General features: G+C 62.3%; 29 protein-coding genes. 13 read left to right on the forward strand and 16 right to left on the reverse strand.

Translation table 11 applies throughout. The features are described 5' to 3' along the window. Nucleotides 1–163: 163 nt before the first annotated feature. Nucleotides 164–604: a pilin gene (locus tag U8L64_RS12350; protein WP_301619907.1), complete on the forward strand. Its 441-nt coding sequence runs from the start codon at nt 164–166 to the stop codon at nt 602–604. Nucleotides 605–821: 217 nt separating this feature from the next. Here the strand turns inward: U8L64_RS12350 and cysN are convergent, their stop codons facing one another. The 3 genes from cysN to U8L64_RS12365 form a co-directional block, all read right to left on the reverse strand. After that, nucleotides 822–2,720 (reverse strand): sulfate adenylyltransferase subunit CysN, encoded by a 1,899-nt coding sequence (cysN, locus tag U8L64_RS12355; protein WP_333397711.1) that lies wholly within the window; start codon nt 2,718–2,720, stop codon nt 822–824. Between the two features lie 12 nt (nt 2,721–2,732). Beyond that, nucleotides 2,733–3,650 carry a sulfate adenylyltransferase subunit CysD gene (gene cysD / locus U8L64_RS12360; protein WP_077683679.1) on the reverse strand — a complete coding sequence of 306 codons (918 nt, stop codon included), beginning with the start codon at nt 3,648–3,650 and terminating at the stop codon, nt 2,733–2,735. Between the two features lie 165 nt (nt 3,651–3,815). Continuing rightward, on the reverse strand, nt 3,816–4,574 hold the full coding sequence (locus tag U8L64_RS12365; protein ID WP_333397715.1) for a Nif3-like dinuclear metal center hexameric protein: 759 nt from the start codon (nt 4,572–4,574) through the stop codon (nt 3,816–3,818). A 196-nt stretch (nt 4,575–4,770) separates the two neighbouring features. Here U8L64_RS12365 and algW point away from each other — a divergent pair, with 196 nt between their 5' ends. Further along, a complete protein-coding gene (algW, locus tag U8L64_RS12370) occupies nt 4,771–5,940 on the forward strand; it encodes a Do family serine endopeptidase AlgW (protein WP_333397718.1) in 1,170 nt (389 codons plus the stop codon). 24 nt (nt 5,941–5,964) lie between these two features. Here algW and hisC read toward each other — a convergent pair whose 3' ends face one another. The 11 genes from hisC to U8L64_RS12425 all read right to left on the reverse strand — a co-directional run bounded on the left by hisC (nt 5,965) and on the right by U8L64_RS12425 (nt 14,665). Beyond that, nucleotides 5,965–7,029: a histidinol-phosphate transaminase gene (hisC, locus tag U8L64_RS12375; protein WP_333397757.1), complete on the reverse strand. Its 1,065-nt coding sequence runs from the start codon at nt 7,027–7,029 to the stop codon at nt 5,965–5,967. A gap of 105 nt (nt 7,030–7,134) precedes the next feature. Next, nucleotides 7,135–8,442, reverse strand: a complete 1,308-nt coding sequence (gene hisD, locus U8L64_RS12380) for a histidinol dehydrogenase (RefSeq protein WP_054093582.1) — start codon at nt 8,440–8,442, stop codon at nt 7,135–7,137. 172 nt (nt 8,443–8,614) lie between these two features. After that, nucleotides 8,615–9,247, reverse strand: coding sequence for an ATP phosphoribosyltransferase (hisG, locus tag U8L64_RS12385; RefSeq protein WP_008567297.1), 633 nt, complete (start codon nt 9,245–9,247; stop codon nt 8,615–8,617). Between the two features lie 178 nt (nt 9,248–9,425). After that, the gene (gene murA / locus U8L64_RS12390; protein ID WP_333397767.1) at nt 9,426–10,691 is read right to left on the reverse strand and encodes a UDP-N-acetylglucosamine 1-carboxyvinyltransferase; all 1,266 of its coding nucleotides are present in this window, start codon (nt 10,689–10,691) and stop codon (nt 9,426–9,428) included. Between the two features lie 100 nt (nt 10,692–10,791). Beyond that, nucleotides 10,792–11,031 carry a BolA family protein gene (locus tag U8L64_RS12395; protein ID WP_333397770.1) on the reverse strand — a complete coding sequence of 80 codons (240 nt, stop codon included), beginning with the start codon at nt 11,029–11,031 and terminating at the stop codon, nt 10,792–10,794. Between the two features lie 100 nt (nt 11,032–11,131). Continuing rightward, nucleotides 11,132–11,623, reverse strand: coding sequence for a phosphate-starvation-inducible protein PsiE (locus U8L64_RS12400; RefSeq protein WP_156716298.1), 492 nt, complete (start codon nt 11,621–11,623; stop codon nt 11,132–11,134). Continuing rightward, nucleotides 11,620–11,949, reverse strand: a complete 330-nt coding sequence (locus U8L64_RS12405) for an STAS domain-containing protein (protein WP_333397774.1) — start codon at nt 11,947–11,949, stop codon at nt 11,620–11,622. Before U8L64_RS12405 ends, U8L64_RS12400 begins: the two co-directional genes overlap by 4 nt. After that, nucleotides 11,942–12,589 carry an MlaC/ttg2D family ABC transporter substrate-binding protein gene (locus U8L64_RS12410; RefSeq protein ID WP_333397777.1) on the reverse strand — a complete coding sequence of 216 codons (648 nt, stop codon included), beginning with the start codon at nt 12,587–12,589 and terminating at the stop codon, nt 11,942–11,944. Before U8L64_RS12410 ends, U8L64_RS12405 begins: the two co-directional genes overlap by 8 nt. 12 nt (nt 12,590–12,601) lie before the next feature. After that, nucleotides 12,602–13,060, reverse strand: coding sequence for an outer membrane lipid asymmetry maintenance protein MlaD (mlaD, locus tag U8L64_RS12415; protein ID WP_043295801.1), 459 nt, complete (start codon nt 13,058–13,060; stop codon nt 12,602–12,604). Then, nucleotides 13,060–13,857: a lipid asymmetry maintenance ABC transporter permease subunit MlaE gene (gene mlaE / locus U8L64_RS12420; protein ID WP_333397781.1), complete on the reverse strand. Its 798-nt coding sequence runs from the start codon at nt 13,855–13,857 to the stop codon at nt 13,060–13,062. The genes mlaD and mlaE overlap by 1 nt, the downstream gene beginning before the upstream one ends. Further along, entirely contained in the window at nt 13,850–14,665 is an 816-nt protein-coding gene (locus U8L64_RS12425) for an ATP-binding cassette domain-containing protein (protein WP_043295799.1), read from the reverse strand. The genes mlaE and U8L64_RS12425 overlap by 8 nt, the downstream gene beginning before the upstream one ends. A gap of 260 nt (nt 14,666–14,925) precedes the next feature. On the opposite strand from U8L64_RS12425, the gene U8L64_RS12430 reads away from it, so the two are divergent. From U8L64_RS12430 to U8L64_RS12475, 10 genes are all read left to right on the forward strand, one after another. Beyond that, nucleotides 14,926–15,900 (forward strand): KpsF/GutQ family sugar-phosphate isomerase, encoded by a 975-nt coding sequence (locus U8L64_RS12430; RefSeq protein WP_333397784.1) that lies wholly within the window; start codon nt 14,926–14,928, stop codon nt 15,898–15,900. Next, nucleotides 15,900–16,424 (forward strand): 3-deoxy-manno-octulosonate-8-phosphatase KdsC, encoded by a 525-nt coding sequence (gene kdsC / locus U8L64_RS12435; RefSeq protein WP_333397787.1) that lies wholly within the window; start codon nt 15,900–15,902, stop codon nt 16,422–16,424. Before U8L64_RS12430 ends, kdsC begins: the two co-directional genes overlap by 1 nt. Nucleotides 16,425–16,432: 8 nt before the next feature. Further along, nucleotides 16,433–17,005 carry an LPS export ABC transporter periplasmic protein LptC gene (gene lptC, locus U8L64_RS12440; protein ID WP_054093576.1) on the forward strand — a complete coding sequence of 191 codons (573 nt, stop codon included), beginning with the start codon at nt 16,433–16,435 and terminating at the stop codon, nt 17,003–17,005. Next, nucleotides 16,992–17,537, forward strand: coding sequence for a lipopolysaccharide transport periplasmic protein LptA (gene lptA, locus U8L64_RS12445; protein ID WP_043295795.1), 546 nt, complete (start codon nt 16,992–16,994; stop codon nt 17,535–17,537). Before lptC ends, lptA begins: the two co-directional genes overlap by 14 nt. Continuing rightward, a complete protein-coding gene (lptB, locus tag U8L64_RS12450) occupies nt 17,537–18,262 on the forward strand; it encodes an LPS export ABC transporter ATP-binding protein (RefSeq protein ID WP_054093575.1) in 726 nt (241 codons plus the stop codon). The genes lptA and lptB overlap by 1 nt, the downstream gene beginning before the upstream one ends. Nucleotides 18,263–18,415: 153 nt before the next feature. Next, complete coding sequence (locus U8L64_RS12455; RefSeq protein WP_043295794.1) at nt 18,416–19,921, forward strand: RNA polymerase factor sigma-54; 1,506 nt, start codon at nt 18,416–18,418, stop codon at nt 19,919–19,921. A 74-nt stretch (nt 19,922–19,995) separates the two neighbouring features. Next, complete coding sequence (gene hpf, locus U8L64_RS12460; protein ID WP_008567313.1) at nt 19,996–20,304, forward strand: ribosome hibernation-promoting factor, HPF/YfiA family; 309 nt, start codon at nt 19,996–19,998, stop codon at nt 20,302–20,304. A gap of 8 nt (nt 20,305–20,312) precedes the next feature. After that, nucleotides 20,313–20,777 (forward strand): PTS IIA-like nitrogen regulatory protein PtsN, encoded by a 465-nt coding sequence (gene ptsN, locus U8L64_RS12465; RefSeq protein ID WP_043295793.1) that lies wholly within the window; start codon nt 20,313–20,315, stop codon nt 20,775–20,777. Further along, nucleotides 20,778–21,635, forward strand: a complete 858-nt coding sequence (gene rapZ, locus U8L64_RS12470) for an RNase adapter RapZ (RefSeq protein WP_043295792.1) — start codon at nt 20,778–20,780, stop codon at nt 21,633–21,635. A gap of 13 nt (nt 21,636–21,648) precedes the next feature. Then, nucleotides 21,649–21,921: an HPr family phosphocarrier protein gene (locus tag U8L64_RS12475; RefSeq protein ID WP_054093574.1), complete on the forward strand. Its 273-nt coding sequence runs from the start codon at nt 21,649–21,651 to the stop codon at nt 21,919–21,921. A gap of 79 nt (nt 21,922–22,000) precedes the next feature. Here the strand turns inward: U8L64_RS12475 and pmbA are convergent, their stop codons facing one another. Next, complete coding sequence (gene pmbA, locus U8L64_RS12480) at nt 22,001–23,347, reverse strand: metalloprotease PmbA (protein WP_333397797.1); 1,347 nt, start codon at nt 23,345–23,347, stop codon at nt 22,001–22,003. Between the two features lie 106 nt (nt 23,348–23,453). Between pmbA and yjgA the strand changes: the two genes are divergently transcribed. Further along, nucleotides 23,454–23,975 (forward strand): ribosome biogenesis factor YjgA, encoded by a 522-nt coding sequence (gene yjgA, locus U8L64_RS12485; protein ID WP_054093572.1) that lies wholly within the window; start codon nt 23,454–23,456, stop codon nt 23,973–23,975. A 36-nt stretch (nt 23,976–24,011) separates the two neighbouring features. Here yjgA and tldD read toward each other — a convergent pair whose 3' ends face one another. After that, on the reverse strand, nt 24,012–25,454 hold the full coding sequence (gene tldD / locus U8L64_RS12490) for a metalloprotease TldD (protein ID WP_333397802.1): 1,443 nt from the start codon (nt 25,452–25,454) through the stop codon (nt 24,012–24,014). Between the last annotated feature and the right edge of the window lie 2 nt (nt 25,455–25,456).

Below are 25,456 nucleotides of genomic sequence, written 5' to 3' on the forward strand. Positions count from 1 at the left end.
TAGCACGGAGCGCCCAGCAACCCGCAGCAGCCTTCATCGGAGCCGTCATTAATTGCTGCACATCACATTATTGAGTGCCGCGCACCGATCCATGGCAAGCTGGCATGCCAACTGCTTTATCTCCAACAGGCTCAACGCCTTTTAACACTCAAAGGAGATTCACATGAAAGCGCAAATGCAGAAGGGCTTTACCCTGATTGAATTGATGATCGTGGTAGCGATTATTGGCATTTTGGCGGCCGTAGCTCTTCCCGCCTATCAGGATTACGTTAAACGAGCCTCTTATACTGAAATTGTCGGGCAGATGGCTCCGTTTAAACTAGCAGTTGCTGAGAACTTTCAAAACGGCACCGCTCTCGCTGATATGGACGCAGCAACTAACGGTGGCGCAACTACCGGAGGCCTTCCGCCGACTCCAGCAACAAGCACTTCCAAGGCCTTCAACAGCCTTAGCGTAGCTGATGGCGTAATTACAGCAGTACCTAACGCATACAAAGGTATTCTTGCCACCGAAACCTGTGTTCTCACCCCCACGGCTGACGGCGAGCGCCTCACTTGGGCATATAGCGGCGCTTGTGTAACTGAAGGCTATGTTAAGAACTAGCACCCTAATTAGCGCTGACTGATACAACGAATCCCGCCTTCTCAGGCGGGATTTTAATTTTTGCAAATACCGACACCAGCTCCCGCTGGGCTAGCTGCCTTTCAGTATCGCCCCGGCACTCGCATTCCCGGCCCAGCTCGAAATATTCTTAGGCTAAAAATCCGTCTCCGAAGCAGAGCACCGTGCGAAGCTGGGATTTTTTATGATACAGCAAAGACTAGATCGCTCCGCTCTCACGCAGCAGTTGGATCACCAGCGTTGCGCCCTCCTCCACCGTTGAGGTTTCGGTATCGATCACCAAGTCCGCATTCAGCGGAACGTCATAGGGGAAGGACTCGCCGGGGATGTTGTTATCGCCGGCCGCGTACAGCCCCTGCGGGTCGCGGTGGCGGCAGATTTGTGGCGAAGCCTGGACGTAGACAGTAATCAGGCGGCCGGCGCCGATAAGTGCCTTGGCCTGCTCGCGCCCCTCCGCATCCGGGGCGACGAAGGCCGCGAGCGTCAGCAGCCCAGCTTCGTTGAATTGCTTGGCAACATGTGCGGCGCGGCGCCAGTTCTCGGTGCGACCGGCACGATCCTGCGGCAGTCCTTTGTTCAGGTCGTGACGCAGGTTCTGACCATCAAGCACATACACAGCCCGCCCCATGTCGAACAGTTTGCGCTCCACGGCATAAGCCAGGGTGCTCTTGCCGGCCCCGGACAGGCCGCTGAACAGCACGGTGGCTGGTTGCTGGCCGAAACGCGTCGCTCGCTCCTCGGTGGAGACGTGGGCCAGCGTGCCGTGGTGGCCACCGGCGCCGTGAGCCACCGGATCGGCGATGATCATGCCGGCGCCGACGGTACCGTTGGTCAGCCGGTCGATGACGATGAAGGCACCCGTGGTGCGGTTCTGCGCGTAGCCATCCAGCGCGATGGGCGCATCCAGGCTGACCCGGACCTTGCCAATCTCGTTGAGCTGCAGGCTGCTCGCCGCAGCTCGCTCCAGCGTGTTCACGTCCACGCTGTGGATGATGCTGGCGATCGAACCCGGCACGTAACTGGTAGCGCGCTTGATATCGTATTTCTTGCCCGGCAGCATCGGCTCCTCGCCCATCCACACCAGCATGGCGTCGAAGCTGTCGGCAATACGCGGGCGGTTGTCGGCATGCACCAGCATGTCGCCGCGCGAGACGTCGATCTCGTCTTCCAGCGTCAGAGTAATGGCCTCGCCCGGCGTGGCCTGCTCCAGCTCACCGTCGAACGTGACGATGGACTTGATTCTGCTGGTCTTGCCGGACGGCAGCACAGCGATCTCGTCGCCCTTACGCACGATGCCGCTGGCCAGGGTGCCGGCGAAACCGCGGAAGTTCAGGTTGGGCCGGTTGACGTACTGCACGGGAAAACGCAGGTCGTTGAAATTGCGATCGCCGGCGATCTCGACACTTTCGAGAATCTCCATCAGCGACTGGCCGTCGTACCACGGGGCGCGTTCGCTGCGGTTGACCACGTTGTCGCCCTTGAGCGCTGACATCGGCACGAAGAACAGCGAGGTCGGCTGCAGCCCGATGCGCTCGGCGAACGCCAGGTAGTCGTCCTTGATGCGCTCGAATACGGCCTGATCGAAGTTCATCAAATCCATCTTGTTGATGGCCACAACGATGTGCTTGATGCCCAGCAGCGAGGCGATATAGCTGTGGCGGCGCGTCTGCGTCTGCACACCGTAGCGGGCGTCCACCAAGATGATCGCCAGGTCGCAAGTGGATGCGCCGGTAGCCATGTTGCGGGTGTACTGCTCGTGGCCGGGGGTGTCGGCGATGATGAACTTGCGTTTGGCAGTGCTGAAATAGCGGTAGGCGACATCGATGGTGATGCCCTGCTCGCGCTCGGCCTGCAGGCCATCGACCAGCAGTGCCAGGTCGACGTCGTCGCCGGTGGTGCCGACCTTCTTGGAGTCCTTGGTGATGGCCTCCATGTGATCTTCGTAGATCATCTTGGAGTCGTGCAGCAGACGCCCGATCAGGGTGCTCTTGCCATCGTCGACGTTGCCGCAGGTGAGGAAGCGCAGCAGCTCCTTGCGCTCGTGCTGGGCCAGGTACGCGAGGATGTCCTCGCTGATCAGATCGGATTGGTGAGACATGGTGCGAAATCCTTAGAAGTAGCCCTGGCGTTTCTTTTCTTCCATCGAGCCGGCCTGATCGTGGTCGATCACGCGGCCCTGGCGCTCGGAAGTACGGGTCAGGAGCATCTCCTGGATGATCTCCGGCAGCGTGGTGGCGGTGGATTCCACGGCGCCGGTCAGCGGGTAGCAGCCGAGGGTGCGAAAACGCACCATCTTCTTGGTAATGCGTGCCTTCTCGTCATCGGACAGGTGCTCGAGGATGCGCTCGTCGTCGATCATGATCAGCGTGCCGTTCTTTTCGATTACCTCGCGTTCGGCGGCGAAGTACAACGGCACGATTGGAATCTGCTCAAGATAGATGTATTGCCAGATGTCCAATTCGGTCCAGTTGGACAATGGGAACACGCGGATCGACTCGCCCTTCTTGACCTTGCCGTTGTATACGTTCCACAGCTCGGGACGCTGGTTCTTCGGATCCCAGCGATGCTTGCTGTCGCGGAAGGAATAGACGCGCTCCTTGGCGCGGGACTTTTCTTCGTCGCGGCGCGCACCACCGAAGGCCGCATCGAAACCATACTTGTCCAGCGCCTGCTTGAGCCCCTCGGTCTTCATCACGTCAGTGTGCTTGGCGCTACCGTGAGTGAACGGGTTGATGTCTTGGGCGATGCCATCCGGGTTGACGTGGGTGATCAGCTCCAGCCCCATCTCCGCAACCATCCGCTCGCGGAAGCGGTACATCTCCTGGAACTTCCAACGCGTATCGACATGCATTACCGGAAAGGGCAGCTTGCCCGGGTAGAAGGCCTTGCGCGCCAAGTGCAGCATCACGGCCGAATCCTTGCCGATGGAATAGAGCATCACCGGGTTGTCGAACTCCGCGGCAACCTCGCGGATGATGTGGATGCTTTCCGCCTCCAGCTGTTTCAGATGCGTCAGTTTGTCGACCATGTCTACTCGCGGTTTGTGCAGATGAACGGCGCAGGGCCGTGGAAAGGCGCCAACTCTAGCACGCGCCCCGATTCTAATCAGGGCGTCAGTTAGATCGAAATCTTATAGATTTATAGCTGCAGATTTGCGCGCAGCGACGCTCGCGCAGGACGCAGAATCCGACCGTCAGGCCGGGTTGGGGCAATCAATGTAGCGATGCTCGATGCCGAACTGAGCGGCCAGATAGTCGCCCAGCGCCTGCACACCATAACGTTCGGTGGCGTGGTGCCCAGCGGCGAAAAAGCTGAGTCCGTTCTCACGCGCGATGTGCACCGTCGGCTCGGATATCTCGCCGGTCAGGTAGGCGTCGACGCCGGCGGCCACCGCCTGCTCGATATATCCCTGCGCGCCGCCGGTGCACCAGGCGATGCGCTGGATCGGCCGCTGCCCGTCGATCAACAGCGGTTCGCGGCCGAGGGCCTGGTAGATCCGGCGCTGAAATTCCGCGGGCGATATGGGCGTACGCAGCGAGCCTACCAGCCCGACCGATTTCGCATTGTCCGGTTCCAGCGGCCCCTCGACCAGCAGGTCCAGCACCCGCGCGAGCTGCGCGTTATTGCCGACTTGCGGATGCACATCCAGCGGCAGGTGATAGGCGAGCAGGCTGATGTCGTTGTTCAGCAAGGTCTTCAGCCGGCGCTGCTTCATGCCGACAATGCGCGCATCCTCGTTCTTCCAGAAATAACCGTGATGCACGAGCACTGCGTCCGCCTGCGCCTCGATCGCAGCATCCAGCAACGCCTGGCTGGCCGTCACGCCGGTGACGATGCGCCGCACCTGCGGCCGGCCTTCCACTTGCAGACCGTTGGGGCAATAGTCGGCGATCTTCGCCACATTCAGAAAACGATCACACTCGGCGACCAGTGTCGTAAGCGCAACGGACATGCGCACCTCTCGAATTCGATGGGAAAGCGGACGGAGTCCGCGGCAGCGACGCTCGACTCGGCGCACCCGCCTGAGGCACCGGGCAGCACACACCGCGGCATTGCATAGCGAAGCTGCATTTCATTTACAGCTTCGTATAATGCCGCCACCTTAAAGGGGCGCTCCCTGCGCTCGCAACCTGTCCGGACCCTTCGCGATGCTCAATGCCCTGCGTTTCATTGGCTGGCCGCTGCTGGTAGGTATTCTCGTCGCGCTGCTGCTCATCCAACGCTACCCCCAACTGGTCGGCGGCGCCACCGAGAGCTACACGCTGGCGCGTGCGCCGCAAGCCATCACGACGACTCCCGGACCGAATTCCTATGCAGCAGCCGTCAGCGGAGCCGCACCGGCAGTGGCCAACCTGTACACCACCAAGGTGGTCGAGAAGCCGCAACAGCAGCCGCTGGCGAAGGATCCGGTATTTCAGCGCTTCTTCAGCGACAGCCTGCCGCGCCAGCGCCGCATGGAGTCGAGCCTCGGTTCGGCGGTGATCATGAGCCCGGAAGGCTATCTGCTGACCAACAACCACGTCACCGCCAACTCGGAACAGATCGTGGTGGCGTTGCGCGACGGCCGGGAAACCCTGGCCCGGGTCATCGGCAGCGATCCGGAAACCGACCTGGCGGTGCTCAAGATCGACCTGGCCGAGCTCCCGGTGATCAAGGTCGGGCACTCCGACAGCATCCGTGTCGGCGACGTCGCCCTTGCCATCGGCAACCCGTTCGGCGTCGGCCAGACAGTGACGATGGGCATCATCAGCGCCACCGGACGCAACCAGCTGGGCCTCAATACCTACGAAGATTTCATCCAGACCGACGCCGCGATCAACCGCGGCAATTCGGGTGGCGCGCTGGTGGACGCCAACGGCAGCCTTATCGGCATCAACACGGCAATCATTTCCGAGTCCGGTGGTTCACAAGGCATCGGCTTCGCGATCCCAGTGAAGCTAGCGCTGGAGGTGATGACCTCGATCATCCAGCACGGCCAGGTCATCCGCGGCTGGTTGGGTGTCGAAGTACAGTCGCTGACGCAGGAACTCGCCGAGTCGTTCGGCCAGGAAGGCCGCCCGGGCATCGTGGTCGCCGGCGTCTATCGCGATGGGCCGGCGGAGCGCGCCGGACTGCAGCCCGGCGACCTGATCCTGAGCATCGACGGCGAGCAAGCCAGCGACGGGCGCAGCTCGATGAATCAGGTCGCCCGCACCCGTCCAGGCGACAAGATCGATATCGACATCCTGCGCAATGGCAAGCCGCTGACCTTAACCGCGGAAGTCGGCATGCGGCCGCCGGTCGCGGCCACCACGCCGAAGCCCACCAAACCCGAGTAGCGCGCCGCTGCCGACAGGCTCGAGTTATGCCCGCCGGCAGAGCCCGCCCAATGCCGCCAGCAGCGCCTGGTTCTGCTCCGGCGTGCCAATGGTGATGCGCAGGAACTGCTCGATGCGCGGCTGGCGGAAGTGACGCACGATCACGCCCTGCTCGCGTAATCCGGCGGCGAGCCCGCCGGCATCGTGCTGGAGATGACGAGCGAAGATGAAGTTGGCGGATGACGGCAGCACCTCGAAGCCCAGTGCCGTCATCGCCGCAACGACCTGTTCGCGACTGGCGATTACCTGCTGGCAGGTCTGCTCGAAATACGCACGATCCTCGAATGCCGCGGCGGCACCGGCTATGGCGATGCGATCCAGCGGGTAGGAGTTGAAGCTGTTCTTGATCCGCTCCAGCGCCTCGATCAACTCCGGATGGCCAACCGCGAGGCCGACGCGCAAACCTGCCAGCGAACGCGACTTGGACAGCGTCTGGGTCACCAGCAGGTTCGGATAGCGGCCGATCAGCGCGATGGCCGAGTGGCCACCGAAATCCACGTAGGCTTCGTCCACCAACACCACGGAGTCGCGGTTGAACTGCAGCAGCCGCTCGATGGCGTCGAGCGGCAGCAGGCAGCCGGTCGGCGCGTTCGGGTTGGGGAAGATGATGCCGCCGTTCGGGCGCGCGTAATCGGCCACGTCGATGCGGAATTGCTCGTCCAGCGCGATGGTTTCGTAGGCGATGCCGTAAAGCCCACAATAGACCGGGTAGAAGCTGTAGGTCACATCAGGGAACAGCAGCGGACGCCCGTGTTGGAACAGGCCGTGGAACGCATGTGCAAGCACCTCGTCGGAACCGTTGCCAACGAATACCTGGTTCGACTGCACACCGTAATAGTCGGCTACCGCCTGCTTGAGGCGCTCGCCGTTAGGGTCGGGATACAGCCGCAGCTCGTCTCCGACTTCCGCCCGCATCGCGGCGATCGCCCGCGGCGAAGGACCGTAGGGGTTCTCGTTGGTATTGAGCTTGACCAGCTTGCTCAGCTTCGGCTGTTCGCCCGGGACATAGGGCACCAGGTCCTTGACGAAGGGGCTCCAGAATCTGCTCATCCGCCCTTCTCTCCTCAAATTCATCTGCTTGGCGTAGATGGAAAACCGCGCGGTGTTGTAGTGAGGTGTGGTGGAAAAGGCCTACGGCCTCTCCCACCCTACGGCTTACTTGATGCGGTACTCGGCGCTGCGCGCGTGGGCCGTCAACGACTCGCCGCGGGCCAGTACCGATGCAATCTTGCCCAGTTCCGAAGCGCCCTCGGCCGAGCAATTGATGATCGACGAGCGCTTCTGGAAATCGTACACGCCCAGCGGCGAGGAGAAACGCGCAGTGCCGGAGGTCGGCAACACGTGATTGGGACCGGCGCAATAGTCGCCCAGCGCCTCGGCGGTGTAGCGACCCATGAAGATCGCTCCGGCATGGCGGATCTGCTCCAGGTACTGCTCGGGATTTTCCACCGACAGCTCCAGGTGCTCAGGAGCGATGCGATTGGCCACTTCGATGGCCTGAGCCATGTCGGCGACCTGGATCAGCGCGCCGCGACTTTCGATGGAGGTACGCGCAATGTCGGCACGCTCCAGCGTCGGCAGCAGCCGGGCAATGCTCTCGGCGACGCGATCAAGGAACGCCGCGTCCGGGCTGACCAAAATAGACTGCGCATCCTCGTCGTGTTCGGCCTGGGAGAACAGGTCCATCGCGATCCAATCCGGGTCGGTCTGTCCATCGCAGACCACGAGAATCTCCGACGGGCCGGCGATCATGTCGATACCGACCTGGCCGAACACATGACGCTTGGCCGTGGCGACGTAGATGTTGCCGGGACCGACGATCTTGTCCACCGGCGGCACGCTTTCGGTGCCATAGGCCAGCGCAGCTACAGCCTGCGCGCCGCCGATGGTGAACACACGATCCACCCCGGCGATGCAGGCTGCGGCCAACACCAGCTCATTGACCTCGCCGCGCGGAGTCGGCACCACCATTACCACTTCAGGCACGCCGGCAACCTTGGCCGGGATGGCATTCATCAGCACCGACGACGGATAGGACGCTTTGCCGCCCGGCACGTAGAGGCCGGCGCGGTCCAGCGGGGTGACTTTCTGTCCGAGTACCGTGCCGTCGGCCTCGGTATAGGTCCAGGAATCCTGCTTCTGCCGCTCGTGATAGATGCGCACCCGGTCGGCAGCCAGCTCCAGCGCCTTGCGCTGCTCCGGCGTGATGCGCTCCAGCGCCTGCTCTAGGCGCGCGCGCGGCAGGATCAGGTCGGCCATGCTGGAAACTTCCAGACCGTCGAAGCGTTGGGTCAGCTCTACCAGTGCCGCATCGCCGCGGGTGCGCACTGCCTGGATGATCTCCAGCACTCGCGCATTCACACCGTCATCGGAGACGCTTTCCCAGCTCAGCAGATGATCCAGATGCCGGGCGAAATCGGCATCGGCAGCATTGAGTCGGCGAATAGCGGCGGGAACGGTCATGGCGGGCCTCATGGTTGGCTAGGCATCGGGAACTGCTCGTGGTCGTTGTGCATACAACGGCCCGAAGATCAGGCTCTAAAGCGCCGCTAGATTAGCAAGCCGACCGCGTGCGTACCCGAGATTTTCGGCTATGGCACGGATAGGCGCGAGCAGGGCGGCGCCGAGGCAGAAGTCAGTGCGGATGTCGCTCGACGGCAGCACGCAGCGAGTCGATCAGCGCCTGGATGCGCGCATGCTGCATCTTCATCGACGCCTTGTTGACCACCAGCCGCGAGCTGATGGTGGCGATCAGCTCCTGCGGCTCCAGGCCGTTGGCACGCAGGGTGTTGCCGGTGTCGACCACGTCGATGATCTTGTCGGCCAATCCCACCAGCGGCGCGAGTTCCATCGAGCCATAGAGCTTGATGATGTCGACCTGGCGACCTTGCTCGGCGTAGTAACGCTTGGCGACGTTGACGAACTTGGTCGCCACCCGCAGCCGTCCCTTGGGCTCCGGCGCACCGACCTTGCCCGCGGTCATCAGCTTGCAGTTGGCGATCTTCAGGTCGAGCGGCTCGTACAGCCCCTGGCCGCCGTATTCCATCAGCACGTCCTTGCCGGCGACGCCGAGGTCCGCCGCGCCGTGTTCGACATAGGTCGGCACGTCGGTGGCACGCACGATCAGCAGGCGCACGTCATCCTGGGTGGTCGGGATGATCAGCTTGCGGCTCTTGTCCGGATTCTCGGTGGGCACGATGCCCGCAGCCGCGAGCAGCGGCAAGGTATCGTCGAGAATGCGGCCTTTGGATAGGGCGATGGTGAGCATGAAGCGTTTTCCTTGAACGGCAACGGCCAACCTGAAAGGACGGCCACATGACCAACTGCGATCTCGCAAGCGAGCGTCATGCATGACAGGAACAAGCCAGGAAGCGGAGTCTACAATCCGTAAACGAGCATTCCGAGCCTGTTTCAGCGCAACACGACCGCTGCGTCGCGGATTGCTATCAGCCCGGAACGCGGCGAATCTTCGCCCCCAGCAACTGCAGTTTCTCCTCGATGCACTCGTAGCCACGGTCGATGTGGTAGATGCGATCGATCAGGGTGTCGCCCTCGGCCACGAGGCCGGCGATCACCAGGCTCGCCGATGCACGCAGGTCGGTCGCCATCACCGGCGCGCCCTTGAGCCGCTCGACCCCGGTCACGATGGCGGTGTTGCCTTCGACGAGAATCTGCGCGCCCATGCGGTTCATTTCGTAAACATGCATGAAGCGGTTTTCGAACACCGTCTCGATCACCGTGCCGGTGCCTTCGGCGATGGCGTTGAGGGCAATGAACTGCGCCTGCATGTCGGTGGGGAATGCCGGGTAAGGTGCGGTACGCACGTTGACGGCCTTCGGCCGCTTGCCCTTCATATCCAGCTCGATCCAGTTGCTGCCGCTGTCGATGTGCGCGCCAGCCTCAACCAGCTTGTGCAGCACTGCCTCAAGCAGCGTGGCGTCGGTATCCTTCAGGCGCACACGGCCGCCAGTCGCTGCCGCAGCTACCAGATAGGTGCCGGTCTCGATACGATCGGGCATGACGCTGTAGCGGCCGCCACCGAGGCGCTTGACGCCGTCGATGACGATGGTGTCTGTGCCCGCACCGGAAACCTTGGCCCCCATCGCATTGAGGAAATTGGCCAGATCGACCACTTCCGGTTCGCGCGCGGCGTTTTCCAGCACGCTGCGACCGTTGGCCAGGGCAGCAGCCATCATGATGTTCTCGGTGCCGGTGACGCTCACGGTATCGAAGAAGAAGGTTGCGCCGCGCAGGCCGCCAGCCGGTGCCTTGGCCTTGATGTAGCCGCCTTCAACCTCGATCTGCGCCCCCATCGCCTCCAGACCGCGAATGTGCAGGTCTACCGGGCGCGAACCGATGGCACAACCACCCGGCAATGCCACTTCAGCCTCGCCGAAGCGCGCGACCATCGGGCCGAGCACCAGGATCGATGCACGCATGGTCTTGACCAGCTCATAGGGCGCGACCAGCGTCTTGATACTGCTGGCGTCCACTTCGACGCTGAGTTTTTCGTCGATGACTGGCTGTACACCCATGCGTCCGAACAGCTCGATCATCGTGGTGATGTCGTGCAGGTGCGGCAGGTTGCAGACGGTGACCGGCGTGTCGGCCAGCAGGGTCGCAGCCAGAATCGGCAGGGCGGAGTTCTTCGCGCCGGAAATGCGAATCTCGCCATCGAGGCGAGCACCACCGGTAATAATCAGTTTATCCATGAATGTTCCCGTAACCCGCAGGCTGGAAAGCTCTGTCGAAGGGCGTGGCGCGGTCTTCGCGACGCGCGCGGCCTGGAATGTGAATCGCCTCGACCGCCGCTCAGGCGCGCGCGGCCCAGTCGGCACGACTGAAGAATTTCATGGTGACGGCATGAATGCTGCCATCGGCGATCCACGGATTGAGATGCGCGTAGATCTGCTGCTGCCGCTTGACCGGCCCCAGGGCGGCCAGATCGTCGCTGATCACATTGAGCTGGAAGTTGCAGCCTTCGCCTTCCACTTCCACCACAGCTCCGGGAAGCTTCGCTTCCAGAAAATTCTTCACTTCTAGGGCCTGCATGTTCAACCTCGATCGGCGCAGGACGCGCACGGGCCGGCCATCATACAAAAAAGCCCGGAGGCTGCGAACCCCGAACCGCGCTGGCGAGACGCGGTTCGTCTCATTCCAGCGTCTCGGCCGCCTGGTCGCGTTCAGGACGCCGCGCGTGGCGGCCGCTATCGCTTTGCACCGCCGGGAAGCGCGATGAGGCAAAGCGCACCACCAGAATCGCCAGCGCCAGCAGCAGGATCGCGCCGGACACGTAGACGACGCCCATATCCGGGCGATGGTGATGGGAAATATCAGAGATCAACAGTCGGGTTAGCGCGGTAATCGCCACATAGATCAGGAAGCGCACCGGCATGTGGTTGGTCTTGAAATAGATGCCGACCATCGCGCCCAGCTCGAGGTAGATGAACAGCAGCAGAATATCGTCGACCGTGATATGCCCCTTCTCGACCATGCCGAGGAAGGCCAGGAAAGCCGCCCACGCCGTCACGCCACCGATAGCGAACAACGCAAGATAATGAAACCCCTCGACCAGCAGGTTGCCCAGCGCTTCGGCCAGGCCATGAAGCTGGTCGCGCATGCGTTCGGCCCAGCGCAGACTCATGTGTCGCCCCCCGCAGATACCGCATCCAGCGGCAGGATGTCCAGCAGCCCGGAGACCCGGGCGATTTCCAGCATGTCGGCCGGCATCCCGGTGATGCGCACCTGACGCCGTGCCGCCCGGGCGTCGCGCATGAAGGCCAGCAACAGCGACAGGCCGACGCTGCTGGACTTCTCCACCGCCGAACAGTCGAGCACCAGCGCCGCGCCCATCTCTGCACGAATCAGCTCCCGACCCTGCTCACGCAGAACCGGACCGGTACGCAGATCAAGCACACCCAGCAGACGCAATGCTCCGCCGGGCAGGCTTTCGATGCGTCCGTCATTCATTTCCGCTGGCCTGCTGACCGGCCGACGTGTCCTTGGCGCGAGCCACGACCTCGGCCCAACCATCGATGGTCTTGTCCAGATCGCCACCATTCTTCTGCATCGAGTCAGCGAACTGGTCGCGGAACAGCTTGCCAATGTTGATGCCGTTGATGATCACGTTGCGCACACGCCATTCACCGTCGTTAACCATCGTGTAGGAAACCGGGTAGACCTCGCCCTGGCGCCCGACCACTTCCATGCCGACACTGGTACGCTTGCCGTCCTGTTTGCCGGTCGGCGGCAATACGCGGATCTGCTGGTTGTTGTATTCGAGCAGGGCATTGCCGTAGAACTGCATCAGGCTGCGTTTGAAGTTTTCTTGAAAGCGCGCCATCTGCTCGGGTGTAGCGCTGCGCGAGTATTTGACAGTCATGATGCTGCGCGAAATGCCTTCGGCATCCACGACCGGCCCGAGAATGCCGTTCAGCGCATCGTAGAACGCCGAAGGATCGCTGCGGTACTGCTCCTTGTTGGCTTTCAGATCGGCCAGCAGCCGATCGGTGGTCTGCTGAATCAGCTGGTGCGGGCTCACTGCCGCCTGGGCAAACAGCGGCAGTACGGCCAGCAGAGCCAGCAGCCCGCGACGCAGGGCAGTCATCATTCGAAGCACTCCTTATTCCTTGTTAACCGAGTTGAGCAGGAACTTGCCGATCAGGTCTTCGAGCACAAGCGAAGACTGGGTGTCGCTGATCGTGTCGCCATCACCAAGCGCTTCCTCGTCACCGCCAACACTGATGCCGATGTACTTCTCGCCGAGCAGCCCGGCGGTAAGGATCGAGGCGGTGGAATCGACCGGCAGCATGTCGACATCCTGCTGTATTTCCATCGTCACGCGACCAGTGAAGCTATCGCGATCCAAATCGATGGCAGTGACCTTGCCAATGGTCACGCCGGCCATGGTCACCTTGGATCTGACCGTCAAACCGGCAATATTGTCGAAAAAGGCATACACCTTGTAGGTATCGGCATTACCGACACTCAACCCGCTGACCCGCAGCGACAACAGCAACAGCGCCAGCAGACCGGCAAGCAGAAACAGGCCGACACCCATTTCCAGTGAGCGGATACGCATCAGAAATCTCCAAACATCAACGCGGTCAGAATGAAATCGAGGCCCAGCACCGCCAACGAGGCGTATACCACGGTACGCGTCGTGGCCCGGCTGATCCCTTCGGAGGTCGGCTCGCAGTCATAGCCCTGAAACACCGCGATCCAGGTCACTACTAGCGCGAACACCAGGCTTTTGATCACGCCGTTGAGCACATCCGAGCGGAAGTCGACACTGTTCTGCATGTTGACCCAGTACGACCCCTCATAAACACCGAGCCAATCAACGGCAACCATTGCCCCACCCCAGATGCCGACCACATTGAAGATCAGCGTCAGCAGCGGCAACGAGATGAAGCCTGCCCACAAGCGCGGTGCGATGATGTACTTGAGCGGATCGACCCCGATCATCTCCAGGCTCGACAACTGTTCGGTGGACTTCATGTTGCCGATCTCGGCCGCCAGCGCCGAGCCCGCACGACCCGCGAACAGCAGGGCCGTAACCACCGGCCCAAGCTCGCGCAGCAGGGTCAGAGCGACCATCTGGCCGACCGCCTGTTCCGAGCCGTAACTACTGAGGATGTTGTAGCCCTGCAGCGCCAGAACCATGCCGATGAAGATGCCAGACACGACGATGATCGCCAGCGACAACACACCCACCGAGTAGAGCTGCCTGATCAGCAGCGCCAGGCCGTTGCGTAGCCCGCTACGGCCGAACAGCGCGTGGACCAGAAAGATCGTCGAGCGCCCCAGTGCCGCGAGCACATCGAGCCCCGCGCGACCGAGCAGGGCGATCCTGTCCGACAGCGAACGCTTACGCATCGGCGCCTCCCAACAGATCGTCAGCATAGGCCGGCGCAGGAAAATGAAACGGAACCGGGCCGTCGGCCGACCCAGTCATAAACTGCCGGATGCGCGGATTGTTAGACTCCATCAACTCTGCCGGCACGCCCTGGCCAAGCACCTGACCGTCGCCGACCACATAGATGTAGTCGGCGATCGATGCGGTCTCCGCGAGATCGTGGGACACGACGATACTGGTGATTCCGAGGGCATCGTTGAGCAGTCGGATCAACCGCACCAGAACGCCCATCGCGATCGGATCCTGACCGGCGAACGGCTCGTCGTACATGAGAATCTGCGGATCCAGCGCGATAGCCCGCGCCAGCGCCACGCGACGCTTCATCCCGCCGGAGAGCTCGTCGGGCATGAGCTCGACGGCCCCGCGCAGGCCAACCGCCTGCAACTTCATCAGCACGATATCGCGGATCATCTCCTCCGGCAGCCGGGTGTGCACCCGCAGCGGGAAGGCGACGTTCTCGAACACATCGAGATCGGTGAACAACGCACCGCTCTGGAACAGCACGCCCATCTGCTTGCGCATGTCGAACAGTTCGCTACGCGAAAGACTCGGCAGGTTGTTGCCGGCCACCCAGATCTCGCCACGATGCGGCATCAGCTGGGCGGCTATCAGGCGCAGCAGGGTCGTCTTGCCGCAGCCGGACGGCCCCATGATCGCAGTGACCTTGCCGCGAGGAATGGCAATATCGATGTTGTCGAAGATACTTCGCTCACCACGCATGAAGGTCACTCCCTTCAGCTCGACGGCGAAGTCGTTGCAGGCGCTCATCTGGTCTCCTTGCATGCAGTCTGCGAAACAGACGGCTCCCGACCGCTGCGGGATACTTTCTGCCATGACCGTTTTAGGCGGCGCACTATAGCACCGCCCTCACAGCGACCCAACCGACCGGGGTTTCCGGAGATGTCCAGCGCAGACTTTGCCCACCCTCCGACGCTGCGATCGCAATCTGTGCATGGGCATTTTTCTCATCAGCGCGCGCTCGATTGGCGCTATAATCCCGCCCTTTTAATCGACCGACCTCGCCCACGATGAGCCAGAGCAGCCAACTGATAGACACCGCGCAACGCACCATCCAGCTGGAAACCGAAGCCGTCGAACAGCTTCGCAGCCGCATCGACGAACGCTTCGTGCATGCCTGCGAGCTGATCCTTGCCTGTAAGGGACGCGTGGTAGTCGTGGGCATGGGCAAGTCCGGTCACATCGGCCGCAAGATCGCCGCGACTCTGGCGAGCACCGGCACCCCGGCATTCTTCGTGCACCCGGCCGAAGCCAGCCACGGCGACATGGGCATGATCACCCGCGACGACGTAGTACTGGCGCTGTCCAACTCCGGCACCACCAGCGAGATCGTCACCCTACTGCCACTGATCAAACGCCTTGGGCTCAATCTGATCAGCATGACCGGCAATCCCGAGTCGATACTGGCCAAGGCCGCGGCAGTCAATCTCGACGCCAGCGTGGCCGTGGAAGCCTGCCCGCTCAATCTTGCCCCCACGTCCTCGACCACCGTCAGCCTGGTACTCGGCGACGCACTTGCCATCGCGCTGCTCGAAGCGCGCGGTTTCACCGCCGAGGATTTTGCATTTTCACATCCGGGAGGCGCACTTGGCCGCCGCCTGCTGCTCAAGGTCGAGCACGTGATGCACACCGGCGAGCGTCTGCCCAAAGTCCAGCGCGGCACCTCGCTGCGCGACGCCCTGCTGGAAATGACTCGCAAAGGGCTGGGCATGACCGTTGTGGTGGAGCACGATGGACGCCTCGCGGGAATCTTCACCGACGGCGACCTGCGCCGCACCCTCGACAAGGGGATCGACGTGCGCCAGTCACTCATCGACGATGTCATGACGGCCGGCGGCAAGACAGCCAATGCCGACATGCTGGCTGCCGAAGCGCTGAAGATCATGGAGGATCACAAGATCAACTCGCTGGTGGTGATCGACGCCACAGGGCTGCCGATCGGCGCGCTGAACATGCACGACCTGCTACGTGCGGGAGTGATGTGATGCAACAGGATCTGCTGCAGCGCGCTCGCGACATCCGCCTGGCGATCTTCGACGTCGATGGCGTACTGACCGACGGCCGCCTGTACTTTCTCACTGACGGCAGCGAATTCAAGACGTTCAACACACTGGACGGCCACGGCATCAAGATGCTGATCAATTCCGGCGTGCGCACCGCCATCATCAGTGGCCGCAAGACTCCCGTGGTCGAGCGCCGCGCTCAGAACCTCGGCATCCAGCATCTCTATCAGGGGCGCGAGGACAAGCTGGTGGTGCTCGACGAGCTGCTGGACGAACTGGGACTGAGCTACGCTGAAGTCGCCTATCTGGGCGACGATCTGCCCGACCTGCCGGTTATCCGCCGGGTCGGCCTGGGCATGGCCGTGGCCAGCGCCGATGCCTTCGTGCGCCAGCACGCCCACGGCGTCACCCGAGCGCGCGGCGGCGAGGGTGCGGCCCGCGAATTCTGCGAGCTGATTCTGCACGCCCAGGGCAACCTGGCGGCCGCTCAATCGGCCTACCTGTAGAGGTTCCGATGCTTCGCAAACTGCGCTTTCCCGCCCTGCTGATGCTGATTGCCGCCCTACTGGTGGCGGTCGGCTACTGGAACATCCGCCCGGAGAGCTTCATGCAGCAGCCGGCAGCGGCCGCCCCGGCGGAATCGCCGATCGATTTCTACGTGCTCAACGCCCGCACCGTACAGTTCCAACCGGATGGCAAGCGCCACTATGAGCTGACCGCGGACAAGATGGAGCACCTCAAAGCCAACGATGTCAGCCTGCTGACACGCCCCGACCTGTATGCCTACCGCGGCACCGAACTGCCCTGGCATGTTCGCAGCGAGCGCGGCGAAGTTGCCGCTGGCGGCAGCGAAGTCGAACTGATCGACCAGGTGCGCGTCGAGCGTACCGACGCCAAGGGCCGCCCCACCATTCTCACCACCAGCCGGATGACGGTGTGGCCGGAGAAGGATTATGCCGAAACCCGGCAAGCCGTTAGAATCGAGGCCGCCAACGGCGTCACGACGGCCACGGGAATGAAAGCGTATCTGGATGATGGCAGGATGCACCTGCTGTCCAATGTAAGAGGCAAGCATGAGCTGCGTTAAGACCCTCCCCCTCCTGCTCGGTTTGAGCGCATTGTTGCTTGGTACCACTGCCTCGGCACTGCCAGAAGATCGCAACCAGCCGATCCGCGTTCAGGCCGACACGGCCGAACTGGACGACCAGCAGGGCGTCGCGGTCTATCGCGGCGACGTGGTGATCACCCAGGGCACGATGAAGATCACCGGTGACACCGTAACTATTACCCAGGACGGCAATGGCGATGTCGAGGTCTTCACCTCCATCGGCAAGCCTGCCTATTACGAGCAGAAGCCGGCAGTAGACAAAGAGATCGTCAAGGCTTACGGCCTGACCATCCAGTACTTCGCAGCGAACGAGCGCATCGTGCTGATCGACCAAGCCAAAGTGGTGCAGGAAGGCAATACCTTCGAGGGCGAGAAGATCGTCTATGACACCCAGCGGCAGATCGTCAACGCCGGGCGTGCCACCAATACCGCGGTGACCACGCCGCAGCCGCGCATCGACATGGTCATCCAGCCACGCAAGAAAGAGCAGCCGGCGGAGCAGGCGCAGTAATGGCCGTTCTCAAAGCGCAGCACCTCGCCAAGAGCTACAAGAGTCGCCAGGTCGTGCGCGACGTCAGCCTGTCGATCGAGAGCGGGCAGATCGTCGGCCTGCTCGGCCCCAATGGTGCCGGCAAGACTACCTGCTTCTACATGATCGTCGGTCTCGTGGGCGCCGATCAGGGGCGCGTGCTGATCGACCAGCAGGACGTCACCCACCTGCCGATGCATGGCCGCGCCCGCGCCGGTATCGGCTACCTGCCACAGGAAGCGTCGATCTTCCGTAAACTCTCGGTGGCGGACAACATCATGGCGATCCTGGAGACGCGCAAGGACCTCGATCGCGCCGGTCGACAACAGGCGCTCGAAGCGCTGTTGCAGGAGTTTCACATCAGTCATATTCGCGACAGCCTTGGCATGAGCCTGTCCGGCGGCGAACGACGCCGGGTAGAAATCGCCCGCGCCCTGGCCACAGCGCCCAAGTTCATCCTGCTGGACGAACCTTTCGCTGGCGTCGATCCGATCTCCGTGGGCGATATCAAGCAGATCATCCAACACCTCAAGGCCAAAGGTATCGGCGTTCTGATCACCGACCATAATGTTCGCGAAACACTGGATATCTGCGAAACGGCCTACATCGTCAACGACGGCCAGCTGATAGCCGAGGGCGACGCCGAAACCATCCTGGCCAATCAGTTGGTCAAAGAAGTCTACCTGGGCCACGAGTTCCGCCTGTGAGCGGTCCGGCACGTCGGTTTTTTGCGTAATCCAACAGTTCTGGCCTAGGCAAAGGCTTCGCTGGCAGGCATATAATTTGCTTTCATTCGGCGCCTGGCGCCTATTGGGAATAGGCGCGGTTGCGCCGGCACATAAGGTTCGAAGTCCTCTGCCATGAAACCATCGCTAGTCCTGAAGATGGGCCAGCAGCTGACGATGACGCCGCAGCTGCAACAAGCCATACGACTGCTGCAGCTTTCTACGCTGGATCTGCAGCAGGAAATCCAGGAAGCCCTGGATTCCAACCCGATGCTCGAGCGCGAGGAGGACGGCGATGACTTCAGCCACGCCGATCCCATGGCCGAAGCCGCCGACCAGAACGGCGAAGGCTCCTCTGCCAGCCAGACAAGCAGCGACAATCGTTACGAAGAACCCGCACATAACGCCGACCACCTGGAAGAAGGCGACTGGGGCGAGCGCATTCCTAGCGAACTGCCCGTCGACACGGCCTGGGAAGACATCTACCAGACCAGCGCCAGCAGCCTGCCGAGCAGTGACGATGACGATTGGGATTTCACCACCCGCACCTCAAGCGGCGTCAGCCTGCAAAGCCACCTGCTCTGGCAACTCAACCTGGCGCCAATGAGCGATACCGACCGCCTGATCGCCACGACCCTCATCGACTGCATCAATGACCAAGGCTATCTGGAAGAAAGCCTGGAAGAGGTGCTCGAGTCGCTGGACCCCGAGCTCGAGGTCGAACTCGACGAGATTGAAGTGGTGCTCCACCGTATCCAGCAGTTCGAACCCGCCGGCATCGGCGCCCGCAACCTGAGCGAATGCCTGCTGCTGCAACTGCGCCAGCTGCCCGAACAGACCGCCTGGCTGGAGCAGGCCAAGCAACTGGTGAGCGATTACCTGGATGTTCTGGGTAATCGCGACTACAGCCTGCTGATGCGCAGGATGAAGCTCAAGGAAGATGAGCTACGCCAGGTGATCGAGCTGGTACAGAGCCTCAACCCGCGCCCCGGCTCGCAAATCGAGGCCAGCGAGCCAGAATATGTGGTGCCAGATGTGATTGTGCGCAAGCACAACGATCGCTGGCTGGTGGAGTTGAACCAGGACGCCATGCCGCGCCTGCGGGTCAACGCGCAATACGCCGGCTTCGTCAAGCGCGCCGACTCCAGCGCCGACAACACCTTCATGCGCAACCAGCTGCAGGAAGCGCGCTGGTTCATCAAGAGCCTGCTGAGCCGCAACGAGACGCTGATGAAGGTCGCCACGCAGATCGTCGAGCATCAGCGTGGCTTTCTCGAACACGGCGACGAAGCGATGAAGCCCCTTGTGCTACACGACATCGCCGAGGCGGTAGGCATGCACGAATCGACCATCTCGCGCGTGACCACGCAGAAATACATGCACACGCCACGGGGTATTTATGAGCTGAAATACTTCTTCTCCAGCCACGTCAGTACGGCCGAAGGCGGCGAGTGCTCCTCCACCGCTATCCGCGCGATCATCAAGAAGTTGGTCGCTGCGGAAAACCCCAAAAAGCCATTGAGCGACAGTAAGATCGCTGGTTTACTGGAGGCACAGGGCATCCAGGTTGCCCGTCGTACCATCGCCAAATACCGTGAATCGCTTGGTATCGCTCCCTCAAGCGAGCGCAAGCGGCTATAGTGCGGCCAGGTTGAATGTTTCGGCGGCAGGTTCTGTACCGGCCACCTTCGCAGCAGGCAATTAGGAGAAGCAGTATGCAAATCAACATCAGCGGTCTTCATCTGGAAGTGACTGACGCCCTGCGTAGCTATGTCGAGGAGAAATTCGAGCGGCTGTCCCGCCACTTCGATCGCATCATCAGCATCCAGGTGATCCTGCAGGTCGAAAAGCTCAAGCAGAAGGCCGAGGGCACGCTGCACATCGCCGGCCGCGAAGTGGTGGCCAATGCCGAGCACGAAGATATGTATGCCGCCATCGATCTGCTGGTCGACAAGCTCGATCGCCAGCTGATCAAGCACAAGGAAAAGCAGCTCGACCACACCCAGGGCGTAGTGGCTCGCTGACTCGCATCATGATCCGACTGGAATCCATCCTGACCCCTGGGCGTTCCCTGGTGAACGTCCCAGGCGGCAGCAAGAAACGCGTCCTCGAGCAGATCGCCAAGGTGATCGCGCAGGACCTGCCCGACCTCGATGCTCAGGCGATCTTCGAAAGCCTGATCGCCCGCGAAAAACTCGGTTCCACCGGTTTCGGCAATGGCATCGCCATTCCGCACTGCCGCATGGCGGGCTGCAATTCGCCGCTCAGCGCTGTGCTGCGCCTGGAGGCACCGGTGGACTTCGACGCCATCGATGGTGCGCCGGTCGATCTGTTGTTCGTTTTGCTGGTACCGCAAGCGGCGACGGATGAACATCTCGAACTGCTGCGCCAGATTGCCAGCATGCTCGACCGCGAAGACGTCCGCCAACGCCTGCGCCAGGCCCCCACCAACGACGACCTTTATCAGGTTGTGGTCGATGTGCAAAACGGCCAGTAGATGCGCCTGATCATCGTCAGCGGCCGCTCCGGATCGGGAAAAAGCACCGCCCTCGACGTGCTGGAGGACAACGGCTTCTACTGTATCGACAACCTCCCGGCCGGCCTGCTACCGGAGCTGGCCGAACGCGCCCTGCTTCACACCGAGCTGCTGCAGCCGCAGGTTGCCGTGTCCATCGATGCACGTAACTTGCCGAGTCAGCTCAAGCGCTTCCCCGAACTGCTCGACGAAGTACGCTCCCGTCATATCCACTGCGACGTGATTTACCTCGATGCCGATGACGAAACCCTGCTCAAGCGTTTCTCGGAGACCCGTCGGCGCCACCCGCTGACCAACGACAAGCGTTCGCTAGCTGAGGCGATCCGCGATGAGGAGTTGCTGCTTGCATCGATCATCGACCACGCCGACCTCAAGATCGACACTACGCACCTGAATCTCTATCAGCTGCGCGACACGCTCAAACTGCGCCTGCTCAACCAACCCGAGCCGGGCACCGCCTTTCTCATCGAGTCGTTCGGTTTCAAGCGTGGCATGCCGGTAGATGCGGATCTGGTGTTCGACGTGCGCTGCCTGCCGAACCCTTACTGGAAAGCCGAGCTGCGTGACTATTCCGGTCTCGATCAGCCGGTCATCGACTACCTGTCCGCGCAGCCGGATGTTGACGAGATGTTCCAGGATATTCACGGCTACCTGAGCAAGTGGCTGCCCCGTTTCGCTGCCAGCAATCGCGCCTACGTCACGGTCGCCATCGGCTGCACCGGCGGCCATCACCGTTCCGTTTACCTGGCCGAACGCCTGGGCCAGGCGCTCAAGGCGCCTTTGAAGAATCTGCAGGTTCGCCACCGCGACCTAGCCTAGGACGAACAACCCCATGCCCGCCCGCGACGTCACCATCATCAACAAGCTCGGCCTGCACGCCCGCGCGGCCGCCAAGTTCGTCGGCGTAGCCAACCGTTATCCATGCAGCATTCGCGTCGGACGCTGCCCCGACACCCTGGTAGATGGCAAGAACATCATGGCGGTCATGATGCTGGCTGCCAGCAAGGGCACTGCCCTGCATCTACAGACCGAGGGCGAGGAAGACGAGGCAGCCCTGGGCGCACTGGTCGCACTGATCGAAGATTATTTCGAGGAAGGCGAATAGGCCTTGCGCCCCGGCGAGCAGGATTATTCCTACTCGCCGTTCCGCCCCCTCATTCGTCAGGGCAACCGTGGCACCCTGTTTATTTCCCTGCGACCGTCATCCGCTCGATCAGCACCGAGCCCGTACGGATATTGCTGCGAGTCTCGGTATCACAGCCGACGGCAACGATCTGGCGGAACATGTTGCGCAGGTTGCCGGCGATGGTGACCTCCTGTACCGGGAACTGGATTTCGCCGTTCTCCACCCAGTAGCCACCGGCACCACGCGAATAATCACCGGTCACCAGATTCAGCCCCTGCCCCATCAGCTCGGTCACCAGCAGGCCACGCCCCATCCGCCGCAGCAGCGCGGCCTGGTCTTCCTCGCCGTGGCTGACGAACAGGTTATGCACGCCGCCCGCGTTGGCGGTGCTCGGCAGACCCAGCTTGCGTCCGGAATAGGTTCCCAGCACATAGGAAATCAGCTGACCGTTTTCCACGAAGGGCTTGGCATAGGTCGCCAGGCCATCGCCATCATAGGACGCACTGCCCAGCGCCTGCGCAAGGTGCGGCCGCTCGTCCAGGCTCAGCCACTCGGGGAAAAGCGTCTGCCCCAGGGCGTTCTCCAAATAGGACGCCTTGCGGTAGAGATTGCTGCCGGAGATCGCGGCGAGAAAGTGACCGAACAGTCCGGTCGCCAGATCGGCCGAAAATAGCACCGGCACCTCGCACGTTGGCACCGGCCGCGCGCCCAGGCGTCTGACCGCACGCTCCGCGGCACGGCGCCCGATGTTCAGCGGATCGGCCAATGTATCGGCGCGACGGCTGACATCGTAGTAGTAGTCGCGCTGCATCTGCCCAGCATGCTCGGCAATCATCACGCAACTCAGGCTGTGGCGCGTGCTGCAGTAGCTGCCGATGAAGCCGTTGCTGTTGCCGTAGGCACGGCACCCCTGATGGGTATTGACGCTGGTACCGTCAGCATTGCGGATGCGCGGATCGACTGCGAACGCCGCCTCTTCGCAGCGCAGCGCCGTTTCGATCGCCTGTTCAGGGGAAACCGACCAGGGATGGAACAGGTCCAGGTCCGGAAGCTCGCGCGCCATCAGCGCAGCGTCGGCAAGTCCGGCAAACTCGTCCTCGGACGCATGCCGCGCAATCGCCAGCGCGGCAGCCACTGTTTCGCGGATGGCTGCGTCGCCGCTGCCAGTGGTGCTCGCGGAACCCTTGCGCTGGCCGACATAGAGCGTAATGCCGAAGCCCTGATCGCGATTGAACTCGACGGTTTCAACTTCGCCCTGGCGCACGGCGGTCGACAGTCCCTGCTCCATCGACACCGACACCTCACTGGCGCTGGCGCCCTGCCGACGCGCTTCCTCGATGATGCGCTCGACTTTCTCGCGCAAGCCCGGCTCAACCTGCGGACCGATGCCTTCTACTTCACTCATAAGAACTCCCAAGCCCCGCATTCGATCGTGACTCAGCCCGCCGACGGCAGAACCGGCCCGGCAAGGCTGCTGTTATCATGGCGGCATTTCCCAATGGACCATCCCCATGCCTGAATACTCCGACGACGGCGTTTTCGACGAGAAGAGCAAATCCCAGGTCAAGCGCGAGCTGCACGCGCTGCAGGAACTGGGCGAACGCCTGACCACACTCAAGCCCGACCTGATCGAGCGCCTGCCGTTGAGCGACGCGCTGCGCAAGGCGCTCGCCGATGCGCCTAAACACACCGCACACATCGCCCGCAAACGCCACATCCAATACATCGGCAAGCTGATGCGTGGACAGGACATCGACGCCATCCTGGCGCTGGTCGACCAACTCGACGCCTCCACCCGCCAGTACAACGAACGCTTTCATGCCCTGGAGCGCTGGCGCGATCGTCTGATCGCCGGCAACGACGAAACGCTGGAAGCCTTCGTCACCGATTACCCCGACACCGACCGCCAGCACCTGCGCGGCCTGATCCGCCATGCCCAGCATGAGGCCGCGCACAACAAACCGCCGGCGGCGAGCCGCAAGATCTTCAAATACATCCGCGACCTCGATGAAACCAAGCGCGGGCTGAAATAAGCCAGGCCACGCGCCGTCCAGCCGCCTCCAGCGGCTTCAGGCGCCCGTTCCGCCAACGGTGATCTCGTCAATCTTCAACGTCGGCTGACCGACACCCACTGGCACCGACTGGCCATCCTTGCCACAGGTGCCGACGCCGCTGTCCAGCGCCAGATCGTTACCGACCATCGACACCCGCGTCATCACCTCCGGGCCGTTGCCGATCAGCGTCGCGCCCTTGACCGGTGCCGTGATCCGTCCATCTTCGATCAGATAGGCCTCGCTGGTGGAGAACACGAACTTGCCGCTGGTGATATCCACTTGGCCGCCACCGAGGCTGGCGCAGTAGAGGCCGCGCTTGACCGAACGGATGATCTCTTCGGGATCGCTCTCGCCGGCCAGCATGTAAGTGTTGGTCATGCGCGGCATCGGCAGGTGCGCATAGGACTCGCGACGGCCGTTACCGGTGGGCGCCACACCCATCAGGCGCGCATTCAGCTTGTCTTGGATGTAACCCTTGAGCACGCCGTTCTCGATCAGCGTGGTGCACTGCGTCGGCGTGCCCTCGTCATCCACGCTAAGCGAGCCGCGCCGATCGGCCAGGGTACCGTCGTCGACGATGGTGCACAGCTTCGAGGCCACCTGCTGACCGATACGCCCGCTGTAAGCCGAACTGCCCTTGCGGTTGAAGTCTCCCTCCAGTCCGTGGCCGACTGCCTCGTGCAGCAGCACACCGGACCAGCCCGGGCCGAGCACCACCGGCAGGCTGCCGGCAGGTGCCGGTTGCGCCTCGAGATTGACCAGTGCCTGGCGCAACGCTTCGCGCGCATAGCCCATCGCGCGGTCCTCGCTGAGGAAATACTGATAACCCAGCCGTCCGCCGCCGCCCTGACCGCCCCGCTCGCGGCGACCGTTCTGTTCGACGATCACGCTGACGTTGAAACGCACCAGCGGCCTGACATCGGCCGCCATGCCGCCATCCATACCGGCAACCAGAATGTGTTCCCAGACGCCGGCCAGACTCACCGTAACCTGCTTGATGCGCGGGTCGAGCGCTCGCGTGGCGACATCGATGCGCTTGAGCAGCTCGACCTTTTCCGCCCGGCTCAACCCGTCCAGTGGATTATCCTGGCTGTACAGCGGCGCAAAGGCCGCCCGCGACAGCACCTGCACGCTGCCCTGTTGGCCGCTACGGGCAATCGAACGAGCTGCCTGCGCCGCCTGGCGCAGCGCCTCGGCGGTGATCGCATTGCTGTAGGCGAAGCCGGTCTTCTCGCCGGACAACGCGCGAACACCAACGCCCTGCTCCAGGTGGAAGCCGCCCTCCTTGACGATGCCATCCTCCAGCACCCAGGACTCGCTGACCTGGTCCTGAAAATACAGATCGGCCGCGTCGATACCCGGCCCGGCGAGTTCCGCCAGCAGCACAGGCAGGTCATCAATGCCCAGGCCGCCGGGGGTCAGAAGCCGCTCGACGGCGGGCAACAGCAGTTCACTCATAG

The organism is Pseudomonas sp. FIP_A4, from assembly GCF_036701605.1.
Taxonomy (GTDB): Bacteria; Pseudomonadota; Gammaproteobacteria; order Pseudomonadales; family Pseudomonadaceae; genus Stutzerimonas; species Stutzerimonas phenolilytica.